Source organism: Pseudomonas sp. McL0111, assembly GCF_052567255.1.
In genome coordinates this window covers 737,501-754,906 of sequence record NZ_CP199585.1, presented here as the reverse complement: position 1 = coordinate 754,906, position 17,406 = coordinate 737,501, and the positions used below count along the sequence as shown (strand labels likewise).

Annotated in this window: 15 protein-coding genes and 1 pseudogene (1 of these 16 running past the window's edge); 3 read left to right on the top strand and 13 right to left on the bottom strand. The window is 59.8% G+C overall.

From position 1 onward, the window contains the following. Nucleotides 1–45: 45 nt before the first annotated feature. The 3 genes and pseudogenes from ACTWLJ_RS03520 to ACTWLJ_RS03510 all read right to left on the bottom strand — a co-directional run bounded on the left by ACTWLJ_RS03520 (nucleotide 46) and on the right by ACTWLJ_RS03510 (nucleotide 3,262). Nucleotides 46–999 (bottom strand): adenosine deaminase, encoded by a 954-nt coding sequence (locus ACTWLJ_RS03520; RefSeq protein WP_084319122.1) that lies wholly within the window; start codon nucleotides 997–999, stop codon nucleotides 46–48. Between the two features lie 82 nt (nucleotides 1,000–1,081). Further along, nucleotides 1,082–2,046, bottom strand: a pseudogene (locus ACTWLJ_RS03515) (2-oxoglutarate and iron-dependent oxygenase domain-containing protein). Nucleotides 2,047–2,188: 142 nt separating this feature from the next. After that, on the bottom strand, nucleotides 2,189–3,262 hold the full coding sequence (locus tag ACTWLJ_RS03510; protein ID WP_445179882.1) for a BMP family ABC transporter substrate-binding protein: 1,074 nt from the start codon (nucleotides 3,260–3,262) through the stop codon (nucleotides 2,189–2,191). 285 nt (nucleotides 3,263–3,547) lie between these two features. On the opposite strand from ACTWLJ_RS03510, the gene ACTWLJ_RS03505 reads away from it, so the two are divergent. Then, nucleotides 3,548–4,639 carry a calcium:proton antiporter gene (locus ACTWLJ_RS03505; RefSeq protein WP_401216110.1) on the top strand — a complete coding sequence of 364 codons (1,092 nt, stop codon included), beginning with the start codon at nucleotides 3,548–3,550 and terminating at the stop codon, nucleotides 4,637–4,639. A gap of 124 nt (nucleotides 4,640–4,763) precedes the next feature. Here the strand turns inward: ACTWLJ_RS03505 and ACTWLJ_RS03500 are convergent, their stop codons facing one another. The 3 genes from ACTWLJ_RS03500 to ACTWLJ_RS03490 all read right to left on the bottom strand — a co-directional run bounded on the left by ACTWLJ_RS03500 (nucleotide 4,764) and on the right by ACTWLJ_RS03490 (nucleotide 7,438). Then, nucleotides 4,764–6,122 carry an 8-oxoguanine deaminase gene (locus ACTWLJ_RS03500; protein WP_401216111.1) on the bottom strand — a complete coding sequence of 453 codons (1,359 nt, stop codon included), beginning with the start codon at nucleotides 6,120–6,122 and terminating at the stop codon, nucleotides 4,764–4,766. Nucleotides 6,123–6,377: 255 nt separating this feature from the next. Beyond that, entirely contained in the window at nucleotides 6,378–7,064 is a 687-nt protein-coding gene (locus ACTWLJ_RS03495; RefSeq protein WP_401216112.1) for an SDR family oxidoreductase, read from the bottom strand. Between the two features lie 23 nt (nucleotides 7,065–7,087). Further along, a complete protein-coding gene (locus ACTWLJ_RS03490; protein ID WP_445179881.1) occupies nucleotides 7,088–7,438 on the bottom strand; it encodes a MerR family transcriptional regulator in 351 nt (116 codons plus the stop codon). A gap of 83 nt (nucleotides 7,439–7,521) precedes the next feature. On the opposite strand from ACTWLJ_RS03490, the gene ACTWLJ_RS03485 reads away from it, so the two are divergent. Next, nucleotides 7,522–8,004, top strand: a complete 483-nt coding sequence (locus ACTWLJ_RS03485) for a hypothetical protein (RefSeq protein ID WP_445179880.1) — start codon at nucleotides 7,522–7,524, stop codon at nucleotides 8,002–8,004. Here ACTWLJ_RS03485 and ACTWLJ_RS03480 read toward each other — a convergent pair. The 7 genes from ACTWLJ_RS03480 to ACTWLJ_RS03450 form a co-directional block, all read right to left on the bottom strand. Then, on the bottom strand, nucleotides 8,001–8,927 hold the full coding sequence (locus ACTWLJ_RS03480; protein WP_401216115.1) for an ABC transporter permease: 927 nt from the start codon (nucleotides 8,925–8,927) through the stop codon (nucleotides 8,001–8,003). The genes ACTWLJ_RS03485 and ACTWLJ_RS03480 overlap by 4 nt on opposite strands. Beyond that, nucleotides 8,927–10,033, bottom strand: coding sequence for an ABC transporter permease (locus ACTWLJ_RS03475; RefSeq protein ID WP_445179879.1), 1,107 nt, complete (start codon nucleotides 10,031–10,033; stop codon nucleotides 8,927–8,929). Before ACTWLJ_RS03475 ends, ACTWLJ_RS03480 begins: the two co-directional genes overlap by 1 nt. A 24-nt stretch (nucleotides 10,034–10,057) precedes the next feature. Beyond that, the gene (locus tag ACTWLJ_RS03470) at nucleotides 10,058–11,605 is read right to left on the bottom strand and encodes an ABC transporter ATP-binding protein (RefSeq protein ID WP_445179878.1); all 1,548 of its coding nucleotides are present in this window, start codon (nucleotides 11,603–11,605) and stop codon (nucleotides 10,058–10,060) included. 605 nt (nucleotides 11,606–12,210) lie between these two features. Then, nucleotides 12,211–12,792 carry an IMPACT family protein gene (locus ACTWLJ_RS03465; RefSeq protein ID WP_445179877.1) on the bottom strand — a complete coding sequence of 194 codons (582 nt, stop codon included), beginning with the start codon at nucleotides 12,790–12,792 and terminating at the stop codon, nucleotides 12,211–12,213. Nucleotides 12,793–12,799: 7 nt separating this feature from the next. Next, a complete protein-coding gene (locus tag ACTWLJ_RS03460) occupies nucleotides 12,800–13,450 on the bottom strand; it encodes a TetR/AcrR family transcriptional regulator (protein ID WP_445179876.1) in 651 nt (216 codons plus the stop codon). Between the two features lie 88 nt (nucleotides 13,451–13,538). Then, nucleotides 13,539–14,927 (bottom strand): uracil-xanthine permease family protein, encoded by a 1,389-nt coding sequence (locus ACTWLJ_RS03455; RefSeq protein WP_445179875.1) that lies wholly within the window; start codon nucleotides 14,925–14,927, stop codon nucleotides 13,539–13,541. 131 nt (nucleotides 14,928–15,058) lie between these two features. Further along, complete coding sequence (locus ACTWLJ_RS03450; RefSeq protein ID WP_445179874.1) at nucleotides 15,059–15,979, bottom strand: LysR family transcriptional regulator; 921 nt, start codon at nucleotides 15,977–15,979, stop codon at nucleotides 15,059–15,061. Nucleotides 15,980–16,117: 138 nt separating this feature from the next. Here ACTWLJ_RS03450 and ACTWLJ_RS03445 point away from each other — a divergent pair, with 138 nt between their 5' ends. After that, nucleotides 16,118–17,406 carry the 5' portion of an aspartate aminotransferase family protein gene (locus ACTWLJ_RS03445; protein ID WP_401216121.1) on the top strand. The gene runs 61 nt beyond the window's last position, so only the first 1,289 of its 1,350 coding nucleotides appear in the window; its start codon is at nucleotides 16,118–16,120; its stop codon lies off the right edge, out of view.

Genomic DNA, 17,406 nt, shown 5'->3' with positions numbered 1-17,406 from the left:
CCGCTATCGCGGGCAAGCCCGCTCCCACAAGTTTTCAGTTGATCTTCAAGGTTTTACCAGGCGTGCATCCAGGCTGTTCTGCGCCAGACGCTTGGCCTGATCCTGGGTCATGCCCAGATCGGTATACAGCGCGTGGAAGTTCTCGGTGACGTAACCACCGAAATACGCCGGGTCATCCGAGTTCACCGTGACCTTCACGCCACGCTCGAGCATGTCGAGAATGTTGTGCTGCGACATGTGATCGAATACGCAGAGTTTGGTGTTCGACAGCGGGCACACGGTCAGCGGGATCTGCTCGTCGATGATCCGCTGCATCAGGCGTTCGTCTTCGATAGCGCGTACGCCATGGTCGATACGCTGGATTTTCAGCAGGTCGATGGCCTCCCAGATGTACTCCGGCGGACCTTCTTCACCGGCGTGGGCGACGGTCAGGAAGCCTTCGTGGCGAGCGCGGTCGAATACGCGCTGGAACTTGCTCGGCGGGTGACCCATCTCGGAACTGTCCAGGCCGACAGCAACAAACGCATCACGGAACGGCAGCGCCTGATCGAGGGTTTTCTGTGCTTCGTCTTCGCTCAAATGGCGCAGGAAGCTCAGGATCAAACCGCTGGTGATGCCCAGTTGCTGCTCGCCATCCTTCAGCGCGGCGGCGATGCCGTTGAGCACCACTTCGAACGGAATGCCACGGTCGGTGTGGGTCTGCGGGTCGAAGAACGGCTCGGTGTGAATCACGTTCTGCGCCTTGCAACGCAGCAGGTACGCCCAGGTCAGGTCGTAGAAATCCTGCGAGGTGCGCAATACATCGGCGCCCCGGTAATACAGGTCGAGGAATTCCTGCAGATTGTTGAAGGCGTACGCCTTGCGCAGGGTTTCGACGTCGCTCCACGGCAGGGCGATCTTGTTGCGTTCGGCCAAGGCGAACAGCAACTCGGGCTCCAGCGAGCCTTCGAGGTGCAGGTGCAGTTCGGCCTTGGGCAGGGCGTTGAGCCAATCGTACATTGTTGAATTCTCATCAGGTGCAATGGCGGCCATTCTACAGATGCGCGCTGAAACAATTGGCAAAACCTGACCAGCCGGTTGATCACACGGCTTCCTGTTCCCGCCGATAGGCGTAGGTATCAGCGAAGCGAGACAGCAGGAATTCGGCGCAAGTGGTTATCGGATATTTCGCCGGATGCTGTGCGTCCTGACATCCGGGCAGGCATTCGATGCGGGTGTCCGGGTGTGGTTCGGCGAAAACGGCATCGAGTACCGATCCACGCCCAATGGGCTGATAACCCTGTGCGGGGTCGAGCGATAACGGTCGTTGCTCCAGCGCGCCATCATGTCGCCGAGGTTGACCACGAATGTGCCGTCAATTGGCGGCGCGTCGATCCACTGGCCTTTGACGTTCTTCACTTGCAAGCCACCGGCACTGTCCTGATAGAGCAAGGTGATGCAACCGTAATCGGTATGTGCGCCGGCACCTTGCTGCTCGGCGGAACTGGCGGTGTGGCGCGGTGGATAGTGGATCATGCGCAGTACGCTGACCGGGTCGTTGAAGCGGCTGTCGAAAAAGTCGCGCTCGATATCCAGTGCAATGGTCATAGCCCGCAACAGGGTTTGCGCCAGCGCTTGCATGTCGAGGTAATGCTGCTCCATCAACGCTTCCCAACCCGTTTGCGACGGATGTCGGTTGGGCCCGCGCAACGGTTTTTCCGCGAGGACGTCAGGATGCCCGGCCGGCAGGTGCAGGCCCATGTCGAAGGTTTCCTTGAGGTCGCTGGGTTTGCTCGGGTCGAGTTGCTCGGTGGCGATGGCGCCGTAGCCGCGGTGATGGCGGGTCTGGGTGATGTCGATCTTGAGTTTTTCGGCAGCAGGCAGGGCGAAGAAGCGTTGGGTGTGGTCGAGCAGGGCGGCAACGCGCTCGGTGCTGATCGGGTGACCCTTGATGTAGAAGAAACCCCATTCGCGGCAGGCGAGGTCGATTTGTGCGGCCACGGCGGGCCAGGCGTTTTGGTCGTCGCTGTAGAGCGGGGCGATGTCGATGATCGGAAGGCTATTCATACACAATCCTTGAATGCGCTTGAGTTCCAACTGTGGGAGCCAGCCTGCTGGCGATTGCGAACTGTCATTCGGCAGATGTATTGCCTGACACTTCGCTATCGCTAGCAGGCTAGCTCCTACAGAGGTTGTGTGGTGAGCGAAGTTACTTCGGCATCTCGGCCTTCATGCCTTCAACGTAATAGTTCATCGACGCCAGTTCTACCGTGGTCGCGCTCACGCCCGCCGGAATTTTCTCGGCGCCGGACTGATCCTTGATCGGCCCGGTGAATGGCTGGAATGCGCCGCTCTTGATGTCGGCAATGATCTGCTCGGCCTCGGCTTTCACCGGCGCCGGCACCAGATCGCTGATCGGCAGTTCAACCGTGCCTTCCTTCAGCCCGCCCCAGTAATCCTGAGGTTTCCAGGTGTGGTCGATCACGCTTTGGGTCGCCTGAATGTAGTGCGGTGCCCAGTCGTTGACGATTGAAGTCAGCACCGCTTTCGGGCCGAAGTGCGCCATGTCCGAGGCGTAACCCACCGCGTATACGCCACGGCGCTCGGCGGCCTGGATCGGCGCCGGGCTGTCGGTGTGTTGGAACACCACGTCCACGCCCTGATCGATCAGCGCGTTGGCGGCGTCGGCTTCTTTGCCCGGATCGAACCACGAGTTGACCCACACCACTTTGATCTCGGTGCCCGGGTTGTACTTGTTCAAGGCCAGTTGGATAGCGTTGATGTCGCGGATCACTTCCGGGATCGGGAACGAGGCGACGTAGCCGATTTTTTTGGTCTTGGTCATCTTCGCTGCGAGGAAGCCGCCGACGTAGCGGCCCTCGTAAGTGCGCGCCAGATAGGTGCCGAGGTTCTTGTCCTGCTTGTAGCCGGTGGCGTGTTCGAAGGTCACTTTGGGGAATTGTTTGGCGACTTTCAGGGTCGGGTTCATGTAGCCGAAAGAGGTGGTGAAGATCAGGTCGTAATTGTCCTTGGCCATGTTGCGGATCACCCGCTCGGCGTCGGCACCCTCGGCGACGTTTTCCACATAGTTGGTGGTGATCTTGTCGCCGAGTTTTTCGGCCAGTGCCTTGCGCCCCTGCTCATGCTGATACGTCCAGCCGTGATCGCCGATAGGGCCGATGTAGACGAAGCCGACTTTCAACGGATCGGCAGCACTGGCGCTCAGGCTGAGGCCCAGACCGATGGCGACGCACAGCAGTTTTTGCAGCGGACGTTTACGCATGAGTGGAGCTCCATTTTGTTGTGTGTGGGCAGGGGCAATGCAAATTGCTGACCAACAGGACAACAAACGGCTCGAAACCGCGTAATGGCTTTCGCGAGCAAGCTCGCTCCCACAGGAGTACGCATCCAATGTGGGAGTGAGCCTGCTCGCGATGAGGCCGGGAAGGACAATAAAAGTGCATGGCTGAAATCAACTGCCATCCACTGGTGCGCTAAGGTGTAACGAAACGTTAGCGCCGTCCCGCAGTCAGTAGCTCATTCGCTCCCTTCAGCAAAAAGGCTCGACATGCTCAACATCCTCAAGCAAGAAAGCTTTCTGCTGCTGGCCGTGATCGCCGCGTGCGTGGCCTACCCGCTGGAGCATTGGATGCTTCACAGCGGTCAGGTCGTCGCGCTGATTTCCGGTCTGGTGCTGATCGCCTTCATCGTCGCCGCTTCGATGCGCGTCGCCCATCAGGCCGAACTTCTTGCGGAAAAAGTCGGTGACCCATACGGCACGATGATCCTGACCCTCGCCGCCGTGCTGGTGGAAGTGGTGATCCTGGCGATCATGATGAACAACGAGGCCTCGCCCACGCTGGTGCGCGACACGATCTATTCGGCGGTGATGCTCGACATCAACGGCATCCTTGGCCTCGCCGCGTTGATGGGCGGGATCAAGCACGGCGAGCAGTCCTACAACGACGATTCGGCGCGTAGCTACAGCGTGATGATCCTTACCGCGATGGGCGTATCGATGGTGGTGCCGGAGTTCATTCCCGAGGCCGACTGGAAGATTTATTCGGCGTTCACCATTGGCGCGATGGTGGTGCTTTACACGTTGTTTTTACGCATGCAGGTCGGGCCGCACAGCTACTTTTTCAGTTACAGCTATCCGGATAAACGCCGCAAGAAAGAGCCGGTCGAACAGGAACCAAAACCTGTAAGCCTGGGGCTGTCGATCGGCATTCTGGTGTTCGGTGTGGTGGTGATCGGCGCCTTGGCCGAAGTGATGTCCAAGACCCTCGACCTGGGACTGGAAGGGACGGGCGCACCGCCGGTAATCACGGCGATTCTGGTGGCGGCGATTTCGGCGGCACCGGAGATTCTGACGGCATTACGCGCAGCGCTGGCCAACCGCATGCAGTCGGTGGTCAACATCGCCATGGGCGCGTCGTTGTCGACGGTGATCCTTACCGTGCCGGTGATGGAGGCGATGGCGCTCTACACCGGCCAGCCGTTCCAGATGGCGATGACCCCGGTACAGACAGTGATGATCTTCATCACGCTGATCGTCAGTGCGATCAACCTGAATGACGGCGAGACCAATGCCATCGAAGGCATGACCCATTTCGTGCTGTTTGCGACGTTTATCATGCTCTCCCTGCTGGGCCTTTAGGCCCACCACAAAACACTGTGGGAGCTAGCCCAGCTAGCGATGCGATATATCAGCAACATTTCTGTTTACTGGCACACCGCAATCGCTAGCAGGGCTAGCTCCCACAGGTTTAATCGGTGGTGGATCAGGTACCGGCGATCAACTGGCGTGCAGCCTGGCTGTGATCGGCGATCAGACCTTTGAGGTCCAGCCCTTCAACCTGCCCGTCAATCACTCGCCATTTGCCGCCAATCATCACCCGATCCGCGCGATCCGCGCCGCACAGCAGCAGCGCCGAAATCGGATCATGGCTACCCGAGAAGCGCAGCTCATCCAGCTTGAACAACGCCAGATCCGCCTGCTTGCCGACTGCCAACTGACCAATGTCGGTACGCCCCAACAGACTCGCCGAACCCTTGGTCGCCCAGCCCAACACGCGCTCCGGGGTGATCTTCTCGGCGCCGTAACGCAGACGCTGGATGTACAGCGCCTGACGCGCTTCGAGGATCATGTTCGAGGCATCGTTGGAAGCCGAACCGTCAACGCCCAGACCGAACAATGCACCGGCATCGGTCAGATCGATACTCGGGCAAATGCCGGAGGCCAGGCGCATGTTCGAGCTTGGGCAATGGCAGATGCCGGTGCCGGCCTGGCCGAGACGGGCGATTTCGTCCGGGTTGAAATGGATGCCGTGGGCCAGCCAGGTGCGCGGGCCGAGCCAGCCGACGCTGTCCAGATAATCGACAGTGCGCAGGCCAAAACGCTGCAGGCAGAAGTCTTCTTCGTCGAGGGTTTCTGCGAGGTGTGTGTGCAGGCGTACGTCGAGTTTGTTCGCCAGTTCGGCGCTGGCCGACATGATTTCCGGCGTCACCGAGAACGGCGAGCACGGCGCCAGCGCGATCTGGATTTGCGCACCGTCGCCACGCTCGTGGTACTCGTGAATCAGCCGTTGGCTGTCGTCGAGAATCACCTGGCCTTCTTGCACGGTTTGCTGCGGCGGCAGACCGCCGTCCTTCTCGCCGAGGCTCATCGAACCGCGGGTAAGCATGGCGCGCATGCCCAGTTCACGGACGACATCGACTTGCACGTCGATGGCGTTTTCCAGACCGTCCGGGAACAGGTAATGGTGATCGGCGGCGGTGGTGCAACCCGACAGCAGCAGCTCGGCCAAAGCAACTTTGGTGGCGAGGGCGAGTTTTTCCGGGGTCAGGCGCGCCCAGACCGGGTACAGGGTTTTCAGCCATGGAAACAAAGGCTGGTTGACCACGGGTGCCCAGGCGCGGGTCAGGGTTTGGTAGAAGTGGTGATGGGTGTTGATCAGACCCGGCAGGATCACATGCTCGCGGGCATCGAACACTTCCTGGCAGGGCGCGGAAGGTTGTTGACCGACGCCAAGCACTTCGACGATCACACCGTCTTGCAGCACCAGACCGCCACGGGCATCGAGCTCGTTGGCCGTGAAAATGGCGAGGGGATTTTTTAACCAGGTACGGATGGCAGGCATTGTGGCCGGCTCCTCTGAAAATTGGGTTCAGGGTTGCCAGCTCAGTGTTGCCCTGTCTGCTGATCCAGGGTCGCCGGGGAGGCGAGGTGCGAAGTTTCATTCAAAACGCAGTGGCGGGCAAGCCCAACCCGACCAGACAACACTAGACCCTTGTGGGAGTGAGCCTGCTCGCGATGACGGCGTGTCAGTCGATATCAATAATGACTGGCAGACCGCTATCGCGAGCAGGCTCACTCCTACAGGGTTATGCAGTGTTTACCAGGGAATGGTTTCGCCCTTGTAGTTGACGAAGTGATGCCCGCCTTTGCCGGTATACGCATTCACTTGATCGATCAGACCGCGAGTGCTGGTCTCGACATCGATCTCGGCGCCTTCGCCGCCCATGTCAGTCTTGACCCAACCCGGATGCAGCGACAGCACGGTGAGTTTCTGTTCGCCCAACTGGCTGACGAAACTGTTGGTCATCGAGTTCAGCGCCGCTTTGCTCGCCTTGTACAGCGCCAGCTCCGGCGCATCCGGCATGGTCACGCTGCCCAGCACCGAACTCATGAACGCCAGCACGCCGCTGCCATCGCGGATCTGCCCGATAAAACGCTGGGCCAGATTGATCGGCGCCACGGCATTGGTGAAAAACAGTTGCCCGACTTCGGCCAGCGTCGCGCCGCCCGGTGTCTGCACATCAGGCCCTTTGACCCCGGCGTTGACGAACAGCAGGTCGAAGGTTTCACCTTTGAGCTGTTGGCTCAGGGCGATGACTGCTTGTTGATCATCCATGTCGAGTTTTTCGATGCGCACCTTGCCCAGCGCTTGCAGAGCCTCGGCGTTCGAAGGATTGCGCACGGTGGCGGTGACTTGCCAGCCGTCCGCCAGCAGCGTCTTGACCAGACCGAGGCCCAGGCCCCGGGAAGCACCGATGATCAGTGCGTTTTTTGCCTTGGACATGATGGGTTCCTTGATAAGAGGGATCACGGATTTAATGGACAGGCCTGACCGAGCCGTTGTTGCAACTCGTGGCGCAAGGCGTCGAGTTCACTCATGCGGGTTTCGATCAGTTGCAGCTTGTCGCGCAGCAGTTGCGTCACGGCGTTGTCCGGGTCGGGCGCGTTCCATAATGCGGCGACACTGTTACCGATTTCGCCGAGGGTAAAACCCAGGCGCTGCGCAGTCTTGATGTAGAGCACCAGTTGCACCATCTCCGGTGGATAGTCGCGATAGCCGTTGGCACTGCGTTGTGCGGCGATCAGTCCGCGTTGCTCATAAAAGCGCAACGTGTCGCGGCTGACGGCGCTGGCCAGGGCTAATTCACCGATGCGCATTTCGAGTCTCAAAAGAGGTGTTGACCCTGGAGCATACTCCAGGCTTTACCGTGCAGGCTCTTTGAATTTCTGGAGCATGGACGATGTGGACTTCAACGCAGTATCGCCGACTGGTGCGCGGCAGTGCCTGGTATGACTTGATCGTCACGGCGGCGTTTGCCACACCGTGGAGTTTTGCCGCGTTGCATGGGGTTTTGATGGCGATCAGTCAGACGCTGAATCTGCCCGGTGAGCTGCCGGCGTTCGAGCCGATGCACATGTTGATGGCGAATTTGTTGGGTTCGGTGGTGTGTGTCTGGGCGGTGCTGCGGATTCGTGATCCGCAGTTGGTTTATGGGCGTTATGACGCGGTGGCGCGGTTTCTGTTTGCGGCTTGGCAGGGGTATGCACTGCTGCACGGGGCCAGTGCGTTACTGCTGATTTTCCTGCTCTTTGAACTCGCGTGGGGCGTTGCTCAGGTGTTGCCTGTCAGAAAGCTATCGCGAGCAGGCTCACTCCTACAGGGGAATGCGGTCAACTGTGGGAGTGAGCCTGCTCGCGATGAGGCCAGTCCGGTCTCTTCTTAATGCCCTGCCTGCCACGGTTGCCCCAGTGACACTGGCGCATACAACCGCGTCCGCACCGCATCCCGCGACAACAGCACCAGCACCACAATCGTCGCGACATACGGCAGCATCGCCAGCAGACTCGACGGAATCGCCAGCCCCAACCCCTGCGCCACCAGATGCAGGATGCTGGCGAGCCCAAACAGATAAGCCCCGAGCAACAAACGCCACACCCGCCAACTGGCAAACACCACCAGCGCCAGCGCAATCCAGCCACGTCCGGCAGTCATGTTTTCCGCCCACATCGGCGTGTACGCCAGCGACAAATAAGCCCCGGCCAGTCCGGCCATCGCCCCGCCGAACAGCACCGCGAGGGTGCGCACGGTCAGCACCGGCAACCCCATCGCACTGGCCGCATCAGGATTCTCGCCGACCGCTTGAATGATCAGCCCGACACGGCTTTTCACAATCACCCACGCCACCAGCGCAAACACCGCAAACGACAGATACACCAGCAGATCCTGGGCAAACAGCATCCGCCCGATCAGCGGGATTTCACTCAGATACGGAATCGCCAACGGCTCGAACCCCGCCAGCGGTTTACCGACCCAAGCCGCACCGACAAACGTCGACAGACCCACGCCAAAAATCGTCAGTGCCAACCCGGTTGCCACCTGATTGGCATTGAACACCAGCGCAACCACGGCAAACAGCGACGACAGCAGCATCCCCGCCAGCATCGCCAGCAATACGCCGAGCCACAGGTTGCCGCTGTTGAGGGCGACGATAAAACCGATCACCGCGCCAAACAGCATCATCCCTTCCTGCCCGAGGTTGAGCACGCCGCTCTTCTCGCAGATCAGTTCACCCAGCGCCACCAGCAGTAGCGGCGTGCCGCAACGCACCATGGCGTAGAAAATATTGCTCAGCAGATCGATATCCATCACAGCGCTCCAGCGGTTACGGCGGTTGCTTGAGTGCGGCGCACCCAGCGCAAATTCAGGCGTGGCCGATAAAGGATCAGCACGTCACAGGCCAGCAGGAAAAACAGCATCATTCCCTGGAACAACTGGGTGATCGCTTGCGGCAGATTCAGAGTCATTTGTGCGCTCTCGCCGCCGATGTACAGCAGCGCCATCAACAGGCTGGAGAACAGAATTCCGATCGGATTGAGCCGCCCGAGAAACGCCACGGTGATCGCCGCATAGCCATACCCGGGCGAGACCTGCGGCACCAGTTGGCCAATCGGCCCGGTGACTTCGCAGACCCCGGCCAGCCCGGCCAATCCACCGCTGATCAACAGCGCCAGCCAGATCAGCCGCTTCTCGCGAAAGCCGACAAACCCCGCCGCACGCTTGTCCAGCCCGAGCACCTTGATCTGGAATCCGATAAAGCTTTTCTGCAACAACACCCACACCGCGACCAGTGCGAGCAGGGCGAAATACACCCCGGCATGCACACGGCCATCCTCCAGCAACAGCGGCAAACGACTGGCGTCGCCGAACATCGCCGACTCGGGAAAGTTGTAGCCGGCCGGGTCCTTCAACGGTCCGTGCACGCAAAACAACAGCAGGTTCAGCGCGATGTAATTGAGCATGATGCTGGTGAGGATTTCGTTGGCGTTAAAGCGCGTACGCAGCCACGCCGTCAGCCCCGCCCACGCGGCGCCGGCGAGGGTGCCGGTGAGCAGAATCAACACCAACGCCCAACGACTTTGCATGTCGATGATGTTCACCGCCAACGCACTACCGGCCAACGCACCGAGGAGCAATTGACCTTCGGCGCCGATGTTCCAGATTCGCGCTTGATACGCCACCGCCAGGCCCAACGCGCAAAGCAGAATCGGCAAGGCTTTGACCAGCAGTTCGGAGACGCCATACAAATCGCTGACCGGCGCGATCAGCAACGTGTGCAGGGTTTGCAGCGGATCATGACCGAGGGCGATAAACAGCAGCGAGCCGCAACCAAGCGTCAGCGCCGCCGCCAGTAACGGCGAGCACCAGAGCATCAGGCGCGATTGTTGGCCACGGGGTTCGAGGGAAAGCAGCATGGGCATAGCTCCGTAACCTTGGCTTCAGACCGGGGTCGATGAATGAGGCTGGCCGAACTGGCCGGCCATCCAGCCGCCGACATCGGTCAGGCGGGTGTCGCTGGTGTTTTGCGGCGCCGACAGGCGTCCGCCACAGAGCGCGCCGAGGCGATCGCTGATCTGGAACAGTTCGTCGAGGTCTTCGGAGATCACCAGAATCGCCGCGCCGGCATCGCGCAGGGCAATCAGTGCGCGGTGGATGGTCGCCGCAGCGCCGACGTCCACGCCCCAGGTCGGGTGCGCGGCCACCAGTAGTTTTGGTTGCTGGAGGATTTCCCGACCGAGAATGAATTTCTGCAAGTTGCCGCCCGACAGACTGCGCGCAGCAGCGTGCGTGCCCGGCGTTTTCACCCCGAAACGCTGGATGATCGTCTGGGCGAGGGCTTCGACTTTGCTGCGTTCGATCAGGCCCTTGCTGACCAAACCTTGTTGGAAAGCCGTAAGCAGAGCGTTATCCTCCAGGCTCAATTGCGGCACCGCGCCGTGGCCCAGACGTTCGGCGGGAACAAAAGCCAGGCCCAGTTTGCGCCGTGCGTCCGGGCGCAAATCGGCGACGGCTTGTTCAGCGAAACGAATGATTGCGGCGTTGTCGCGCGGCAAGGTCTGTTCGCCACTGAGCAGTGCCAGCAACTCATCCTGACCGTTGCCCGCGACGCCAGCGATGCCGACGATTTCGCCTCGGCGCACCTGCAAATCGATGTCGCTTAGCGAGCACCCGAACGGGTCCGGGTTGTGCCAGCTCAAACCGCTGACTTGCAGAAACGGCGCACCACCGCTGGCCTTCGGATACTCACCGATCAAGGCAGCGGTTTCGCCGACCATCATTTGCGCCAGTTGTTGATCGCTGCATTGCGCCGGCACGCAATGCCCGGTGACCCGCCCGCCGCGCAGAACTGTGGCGCTGTGGCACAAGGCGCGGACTTCGCCGAGCTTGTGGCTGATAAACAGAATGCTGCAGCCCTCGCTGGCGAGGCGGCGCAGGGTAATGAACAAATCATCGGCCTCTTGCGGCGTCAGCACCGAGGTCGGTTCATCGAGGATCAGCAGGCGGATGTCCTGCATCAGGCAGCGAATGATCTCCACCCGTTGCCGCTCGCCAATCGACAGGCTGTGGACAAGTCGCTCCGGTTCCAGCGCCATGCCGTAGCGTTGCGAGACTTCGCGAATCTTCGGCTCAAGCTGTTTCGGTGTGCCGGCTTTCGCGCCCATCGCCAGCGCAATGTTCTGCGCCACGCTGAGTGTTTCAAACAGCGAGAAGTGCTGGAACACCATGCCGATCCCCAACTGCCGCGCCTGCGCTGGATTGCGGATGCTGGCCCGTTGGCCCTGCCAGAGCATTTCCCCGGCGTCGGCTTGGGTCACGCCGTAGATGATCTTCATCAGCGTGCTCTTACCAGCGCCGTTCTCACCGAGCAGTGCGTGAATTTCCCCCGGCGCGATGCTCAGATCGATGGCGTCGTTGGCCAGGCATCCGGGGTAGCGTTTGCTGATGTGGCGCAGTTGCAGGCGCGGGGTTGGATCGGGGATGGGCATGACTCAGGCTCGACTTGCTTGGAGTTGTGCCTGTGGATAAAGCAATTTCCTGGCCATTGAGTCAGGAACCGTTGCGGGCCTTGTATCTCAGAGCCTTGCGCAGAGCTGTTGAAGTGAAAATCTGTTGATGTGCGGCACCAATTGAGAGCAAAGGTATTGATCAGGCTCCAGTTTTGCCCGTCAACAATTGATCAAAAAACGAGCAAACGCGTGCGGCCTATGCAGAACCTGCGACTGCGCGAGCCATGAACGGGTTATCCACAGGTTGCTCCACAGTATTTGTGCGCAATCAGAAAACCTTGGCATAAGCGCTGTGGGCTTATCTTCTAATGGCGATAAACAGCGCTAACTGATTGTTTTTACGCAGAATTAAACTTTATTCATGTGAGTTGGGCGAAAAATGAACAAATCGCGCAAAGCCACGTGACAGAAGGGTTACAGCGGTATGTGCTCAGGTTATCCACAGTCGGGTGCACAGCAGATGTGGGCAACTCCCGGGAATAAGCAAAACACGGCCCGCCCCAAAAGATCGCAGCACTGCGCAGCTCAAACATTGCAATACTCTCCCCTGTAGGAACTGCGGCACGCTGCGATCTTTTGATCTTCTAACGCTGAAGCAAAATCCGCCCGCGACTCAGATCCGCCAGTTGCTTCTGCAACACTTCGATCTGCACTTCACCCACCGCCAACCGCAACTCCACGCCATTGGCCGTAAAACTCTCCTCCACCACCAACCCGCCAAGCTCGGCCACGCGCAATTTCACCAGCGCCAATTCAGCAAACCCGCAAGCACAACTCAGCGGCACTCGGCTGATCAACTCGATCTTCGCCGCCGTTTGCAGCAACTTGTTCGCACCACCGCCATAAGCCCGGGCCAAACCACCTGTGCCCAGTTGAATGCCGCCGTACCAACGGATCACCAACACCGCAACCTGATCGCAATCCTGCGCCTCGATAGCCGCCAGAATCGGTCGCCCGGCAGTGCCTCCGGGCTCGCCGTCGTCGTTGCTGCGGTATTGATCGCCGAGTTTCCAGGCCCAGCAATTGTGCGAGGCGTTCAAGTCGCTGTGCTGCTCGAAGAACGCCTGCGCCTCGGCGGGACTGCCAATCGGCGCGGCGTAGGTGATGAAGCGGCTTTTTTTGATCTCTTCGCGAAACTCGCAAAAGCCGCTGAGGGTGAAAGGCATAAAAGTCTTATAGAGAAGGAGTGAGGCCGCAGCCTTTGAGGATGATGCGGATCAGATTGTTGCCGGCGTCTTCCATGTCCTGCTTGGTCAGCTTGGTACGGCCGCTGACCCGGCAGATCTGCGTGGCGAAGTCAGCGTAATGCTGAGTGCTGCCCCACAGCAGGAAAATCAGGTGCACCGGATCAACCGGGTCCATCTTGCCGGCGTCGATCCACGCTTGAAACACCGCCGCCCGACCCTGGAACCAGGCGCGATAGTCCTGATTGAAATACTCGGTCAGGCATTCGCCGCCGCTGATCACTTCCATCGCGAAGATCCGCGAAGCCTGCGGCTGACGACGGGAAAACTCCATCTTGGCGCGGATGTAGCGGCTCAGCGCTTCGGCCGGATCGTCCTCGGCGGTGAGGGTGTTGAAGGTGCTGTCCCACAACTCGATGATGTTGCTCAGCACCGCCACATACAAACCGAGTTTGTTGGTGAAGTAGTAATGCAGATTCGCCTTGGGCAATCCGGCCTTGGTGGCGATGGTGTTCATGCTGGTGCCTTTGAATCCGTGACGGGCGAACTCGTCTTCGGCGGCTTTGATGATGGTCTCTTCGTTCTTCTGACGAATGCGGCTGACGGGCTTGCCGCCATGAGCGGGGACTTCAAAGGTCATAGGCACTTCCGGGTTTGTCTGTGGGTGCAACCAGATGCGTTGATAGCGCACCCACAGACATCCGACAAGTCCTGTCGCGAGAAAACCGTTACGCCTGTTCGACCTTGTTCAGTGGCGCGGGGGCTTCGGCGGGTGCGGTTTTCGCTTCCGGCAGCAACAGACAGAGGATGATCGCCGTCAGGCCACCGCTGGTGATCGCCGAGTCGAACAGGTTCTGCACCAGTTTTGGCAGCAGGTGCAGCAGGTCCGGTTGCGCGGCGATGCCCAGGCCGACACCGAGCGAAGTGGCGATGATCAGCATGCTGCGGCGATCCAGCGGCGACTGCGCGAGAATCCGCACCCCGGCGGCTGTGACACTGCCGAACATCACCAGCGTGGCGCCGCCGAGCACCGGTTTCGGGATCTGTTGCAGCACGGCGCCGATCATTGGAAACAGGCCGAGACAGAACAGAATCGCGCCGATGTACAGACCGACGTAGCGGCTGGCGACGCCGGTCAACTGGATAACGCCGTTGTTCTGGGCGAAGGTGGTATTGGGGAAGGCGCTGAAGGTGGCGGCGATCATGCAGCTCACGCCATCACCCAGCACGCCGCCGCGCAGCCGGCTTATATAAGAAGGGCCGCTGATCGGTTGGCGAGCGAGCATGCAGTTGGCGGTAAGGTCGCCAACGGTTTCGATGGTGCTGATCAGATAAATCAGCGCGACGGGCAGGAAAGCTGTCCAGTCGAAGCTGAATCCGAACTTGAACGGTGTCGGAAAACTTACCAGCGGCAAGTCAGGCAATGGCTGCGGGATCAGTTTGCCGCTGAACCACGCCGCCAGACTGCCGAGCACCAGCCCAATGATGATCGCCGAGAGCCGCACCCACGGCGTGTTCGAGCGGTTGAGCAGAATGATCGTCAGCAGCACCAGCAGGCCCAGCGCCAGATTGCCCGGTGCGCCGAAGTCCGGCGCATTGAAACCACCGCCCAGATCAGTGATGCCGACTTTGATCAGGCTGATACCAATCAGTGTGATGACGATACCGGTGACCAGCGGCGTGACCACTCGCCGCAACTGGCCAATGAAACGACTGAGGACGATCTGCACCACGGCGCCGAAAAAGCACACGCCGAAGATCATCGCCAGAATGTCTTCCGGGCTGCCGCCGCGCTGCTTGACCAGAAACCCGGCCGAGAGCACCGCACCGAGAAACGCGAAACTGGTGCCTTGCAGGCAGATCATTCCGGCGCCGATGCCAAACGGTCGGCGCGCTTGAATAAACGTGCCGACGCCGGAAACCATCAGCGCCATGCTGATCAGGTAGGGCAGGTGCGCGGTCAGTCCCAGCGCCGAACCGATCACCAGTGGCGGGGTGATGATGCCAACGAAACTGGCAAGTACGTGCTGCAGGGCGGCGAGGGTGGCGGCGAACGGTTTTGGCCGGTCGTCGAGGCCGTAGATCAGTTCGCTTGATGGCTCGGAATCTGGCTGCATGGCTGAAGGCTTCTTGTTGAAGGATCGGAGTTAATCCTTCTCTGCAAAAACCTGTCCACTTGCTCAGCTTTCAGCGTGTACGACCGTCAAATGTAGGAGCTGCCGCAGGCTGCGATCTTTTGATCTTGCTTTCAACGCGTCGCCGCCAAACTTTCGAGAAAGCTTTCCAGCACCAAATGAGGGCGCCGCCCCTTGCGCGTGACCGATGCCAGACTCAAATCATAAAAACGCGTCCTGGCCTTGAGCGCACGCAAACGCCCCTGCTGCACCCAAAGGCTGGCGTAGTGATCCGGCAGGTAACCGATGTAGCGCCCGGTGAGAATCAGAAATGCCATGCCTTCACGGTCGGAGGCGCTGGCGGTGCAGTTGAGCGCTTGATAATGCGCCTGAATATCCGCCGGCAAACGGAAGGTCGGCGCGATTGCGTCCTGACTGTTCAGGCGTTCGTCGTCGAGTTGCTTGTCATCGACATAAAACAGCGGATGACCTACCGCGCAATAAAGCAGCGAGCGTTCGCTGTACAGCGGCTGATATTCCAGTCCCGACAACGCACTGGCCTGCGGCACCACGCCGACATGCAGACGACCGTCGAGCACGCCTTGTTCGACTTCATTGGGAGCAATCATGCGTATCTGGATCTGCACGTCCGGCCCACGTTCCTTCAATTGCGCTAAGGCGTGGGTGATGCGCATGTGGGGCAGGGTGACGAGGTTATCGGTCAGGCCGATGATCAACTCGCCGCGCAAATGCTGGTGCAGGCCATTGACCTCGGTGCGAAAACTTTCCAGCGCACTTAATAGCTGCAACGCCGATTGATACACCTCGCGACCTTCTTCAGTCAGCGAGAAACCGGCGCGACCGCGTTGGCACAGGCGCAAGCCAAGGCGTTGTTCCAGATCGCTCATCTGTTGGCTGATGGCCGAGCGACCGATGCCGAGCACGGTTTCCGCAGCGGAAAAGCCGCCGCATTCCACCACGCTGCGAAAAATCCGCAGAAGTCGGATATCAAAGTCACTGACCTGGGCCAGCGGATCGGGACGGCGGCTGCTCATGTTTTTATTCTCAATGTTTAGCAGGTGTCCAACTGAACGTTAGAAGAGTTGGATTTCACCGACTTTATCGCCGTGGCAATTTAGCTGCAACAACGCTTTCTATCTCCCTGATGCTTATGCCCTGCGAGGTTTTGCCCGATGAACATGCCTGAAAACGCTAAGTCGCCACTGGCCAGCCAATTGAAACTGGATGCGCACTGGATGCCTTACACCGCCAACCGCAACTTTCAGCGTGATCCGCGCCTGATCGTTGGTGCCGAAGGCAGCTGGCTGATCGACGACAAAGGCCGCAGGGTGTACGACTCGCTGTCCGGTCTGTGGACCTGCGGCGCCGGGCATACGCGTAAGGAAATTCAGGAAGCGGTCTCGAAACAACTGGGCACTCTCGATTACTCGCCGGGCTTCCAGTACGGCCATCCTTTGTCGTTTCAACTGGCCGAGAAAATCACCGATCTGACCCCGGGCAACCTGAACCATGTGTTCTTCACCGACTCGGGCTCCGAGTGCGCTGATACCGCGGTGAAAATGGTCCGTGCCTACTGGCGCCTGAAAGGTCAGGCGACCAAGACCAAAATGATCGGCCGTGCCCGTGGTTACCACGGCGTGAACATTGCCGGCACCAGCCTCGGCGGCGTCAACGGCAACCGTAAGCTGTTCGGGCAGTCGATGATGGATGTCGATCACCTGCCGCACACCTTGCTGGCAAGTAATGCGTTTTCCCGTGGCATGCCGGAGCAGGGCGGTATCGCGCTGGCCGATGAGTTACTGAAACTGATCGAGCTGCATGACGCCTCGAACATCGCCGCAGTGTTTGTTGAACCGATGGCCGGTTCCGCTGGCGTGCTGGTTCCGCCGCAGGGTTATCTGAAGCGTCTGCGCGAAATCTGCGATCAGCACAACATCCTGCTGGTGTTCGACGAAGTGATCACCGGTTTCGGCCGTACCGGTTCGATGTTCGGTGCCGACAGCTTCGGCGTGACCCCGGATTTGATGTGCATCGCCAAGCAAATCACCAACGGCGCGATCCCGATGGGCGCGGTGATTGCCAGCTCCGAGATCTACCAGACCTTCATGAATCAGCCGACTCCGGAATACGCCGTGGAATTCCCGCACGGCTACACCTACTCGGCGCACCCGGTGGCTTGCGCCGCTGGCCTGGCGGCACTCGACCTGCTGCAAAAGGAAAACCTGGTGCAGAGCGTGGCCGAAGTCGCGCCGTATTTCGAAAATGCCCTGCATGGCCTGAAAGGTTCCAGGCACGTCATCGACATCCGCAACTACGGTCTGGCCGGCGCCATTCAGATTGCCGGTCGTGACGGTGATGCCATCGTGCGTCCGTTCGAAGCGGGCATGGCCTTGTGGAAAGCCGGGTTCTACGTGCGCTTCGGCGGCGACACCCTGCAGTTCGGCCCAACCTTCAACAGCAA

Bases quoted from the DNA above. Each gene is read 5' to 3' on its own strand.
- ACTWLJ_RS03520 (WP_084319122.1), bottom strand. From the start codon at position 999: ATGTACGATTGGCTCAACGCCCTGCCCAAGGCCGAACTGCACCTGCAC.
- ACTWLJ_RS03510 (WP_445179882.1), bottom strand. From the start codon at position 3,262: ATGCGTAAACGTCCGCTGCAAAAACTGCTGTGCGTCGCCATCGGTCTG.
- ACTWLJ_RS03505 (WP_401216110.1), top strand. From the start codon at position 3,548: ATGCTCAACATCCTCAAGCAAGAAAGCTTTCTGCTGCTGGCCGTGATC.
- ACTWLJ_RS03500 (WP_401216111.1), bottom strand. From the start codon at position 6,122: ATGCCTGCCATCCGTACCTGGTTAAAAAATCCCCTCGCCATTTTCACG.
- ACTWLJ_RS03495 (WP_401216112.1), bottom strand. From the start codon at position 7,064: ATGTCCAAGGCAAAAAACGCACTGATCATCGGTGCTTCCCGGGGCCTG.
- ACTWLJ_RS03490 (WP_445179881.1), bottom strand. From the start codon at position 7,438: ATGCGCATCGGTGAATTAGCCCTGGCCAGCGCCGTCAGCCGCGACACG.
- ACTWLJ_RS03485 (WP_445179880.1), top strand. From the start codon at position 7,522: ATGTGGACTTCAACGCAGTATCGCCGACTGGTGCGCGGCAGTGCCTGG.
- ACTWLJ_RS03480 (WP_401216115.1), bottom strand. From the start codon at position 8,927: ATGGATATCGATCTGCTGAGCAATATTTTCTACGCCATGGTGCGTTGC.
- ACTWLJ_RS03475 (WP_445179879.1), bottom strand. From the start codon at position 10,033: ATGCTGCTTTCCCTCGAACCCCGTGGCCAACAATCGCGCCTGATGCTC.
- ACTWLJ_RS03470 (WP_445179878.1), bottom strand. From the start codon at position 11,605: ATGCCCATCCCCGATCCAACCCCGCGCCTGCAACTGCGCCACATCAGC.
- ACTWLJ_RS03465 (WP_445179877.1), bottom strand. From the start codon at position 12,792: ATGCCTTTCACCCTCAGCGGCTTTTGCGAGTTTCGCGAAGAGATCAAA.
- ACTWLJ_RS03460 (WP_445179876.1), bottom strand. From the start codon at position 13,450: ATGACCTTTGAAGTCCCCGCTCATGGCGGCAAGCCCGTCAGCCGCATT.
- ACTWLJ_RS03455 (WP_445179875.1), bottom strand. From the start codon at position 14,927: ATGCAGCCAGATTCCGAGCCATCAAGCGAACTGATCTACGGCCTCGAC.
- ACTWLJ_RS03450 (WP_445179874.1), bottom strand. From the start codon at position 15,979: ATGAGCAGCCGCCGTCCCGATCCGCTGGCCCAGGTCAGTGACTTTGAT.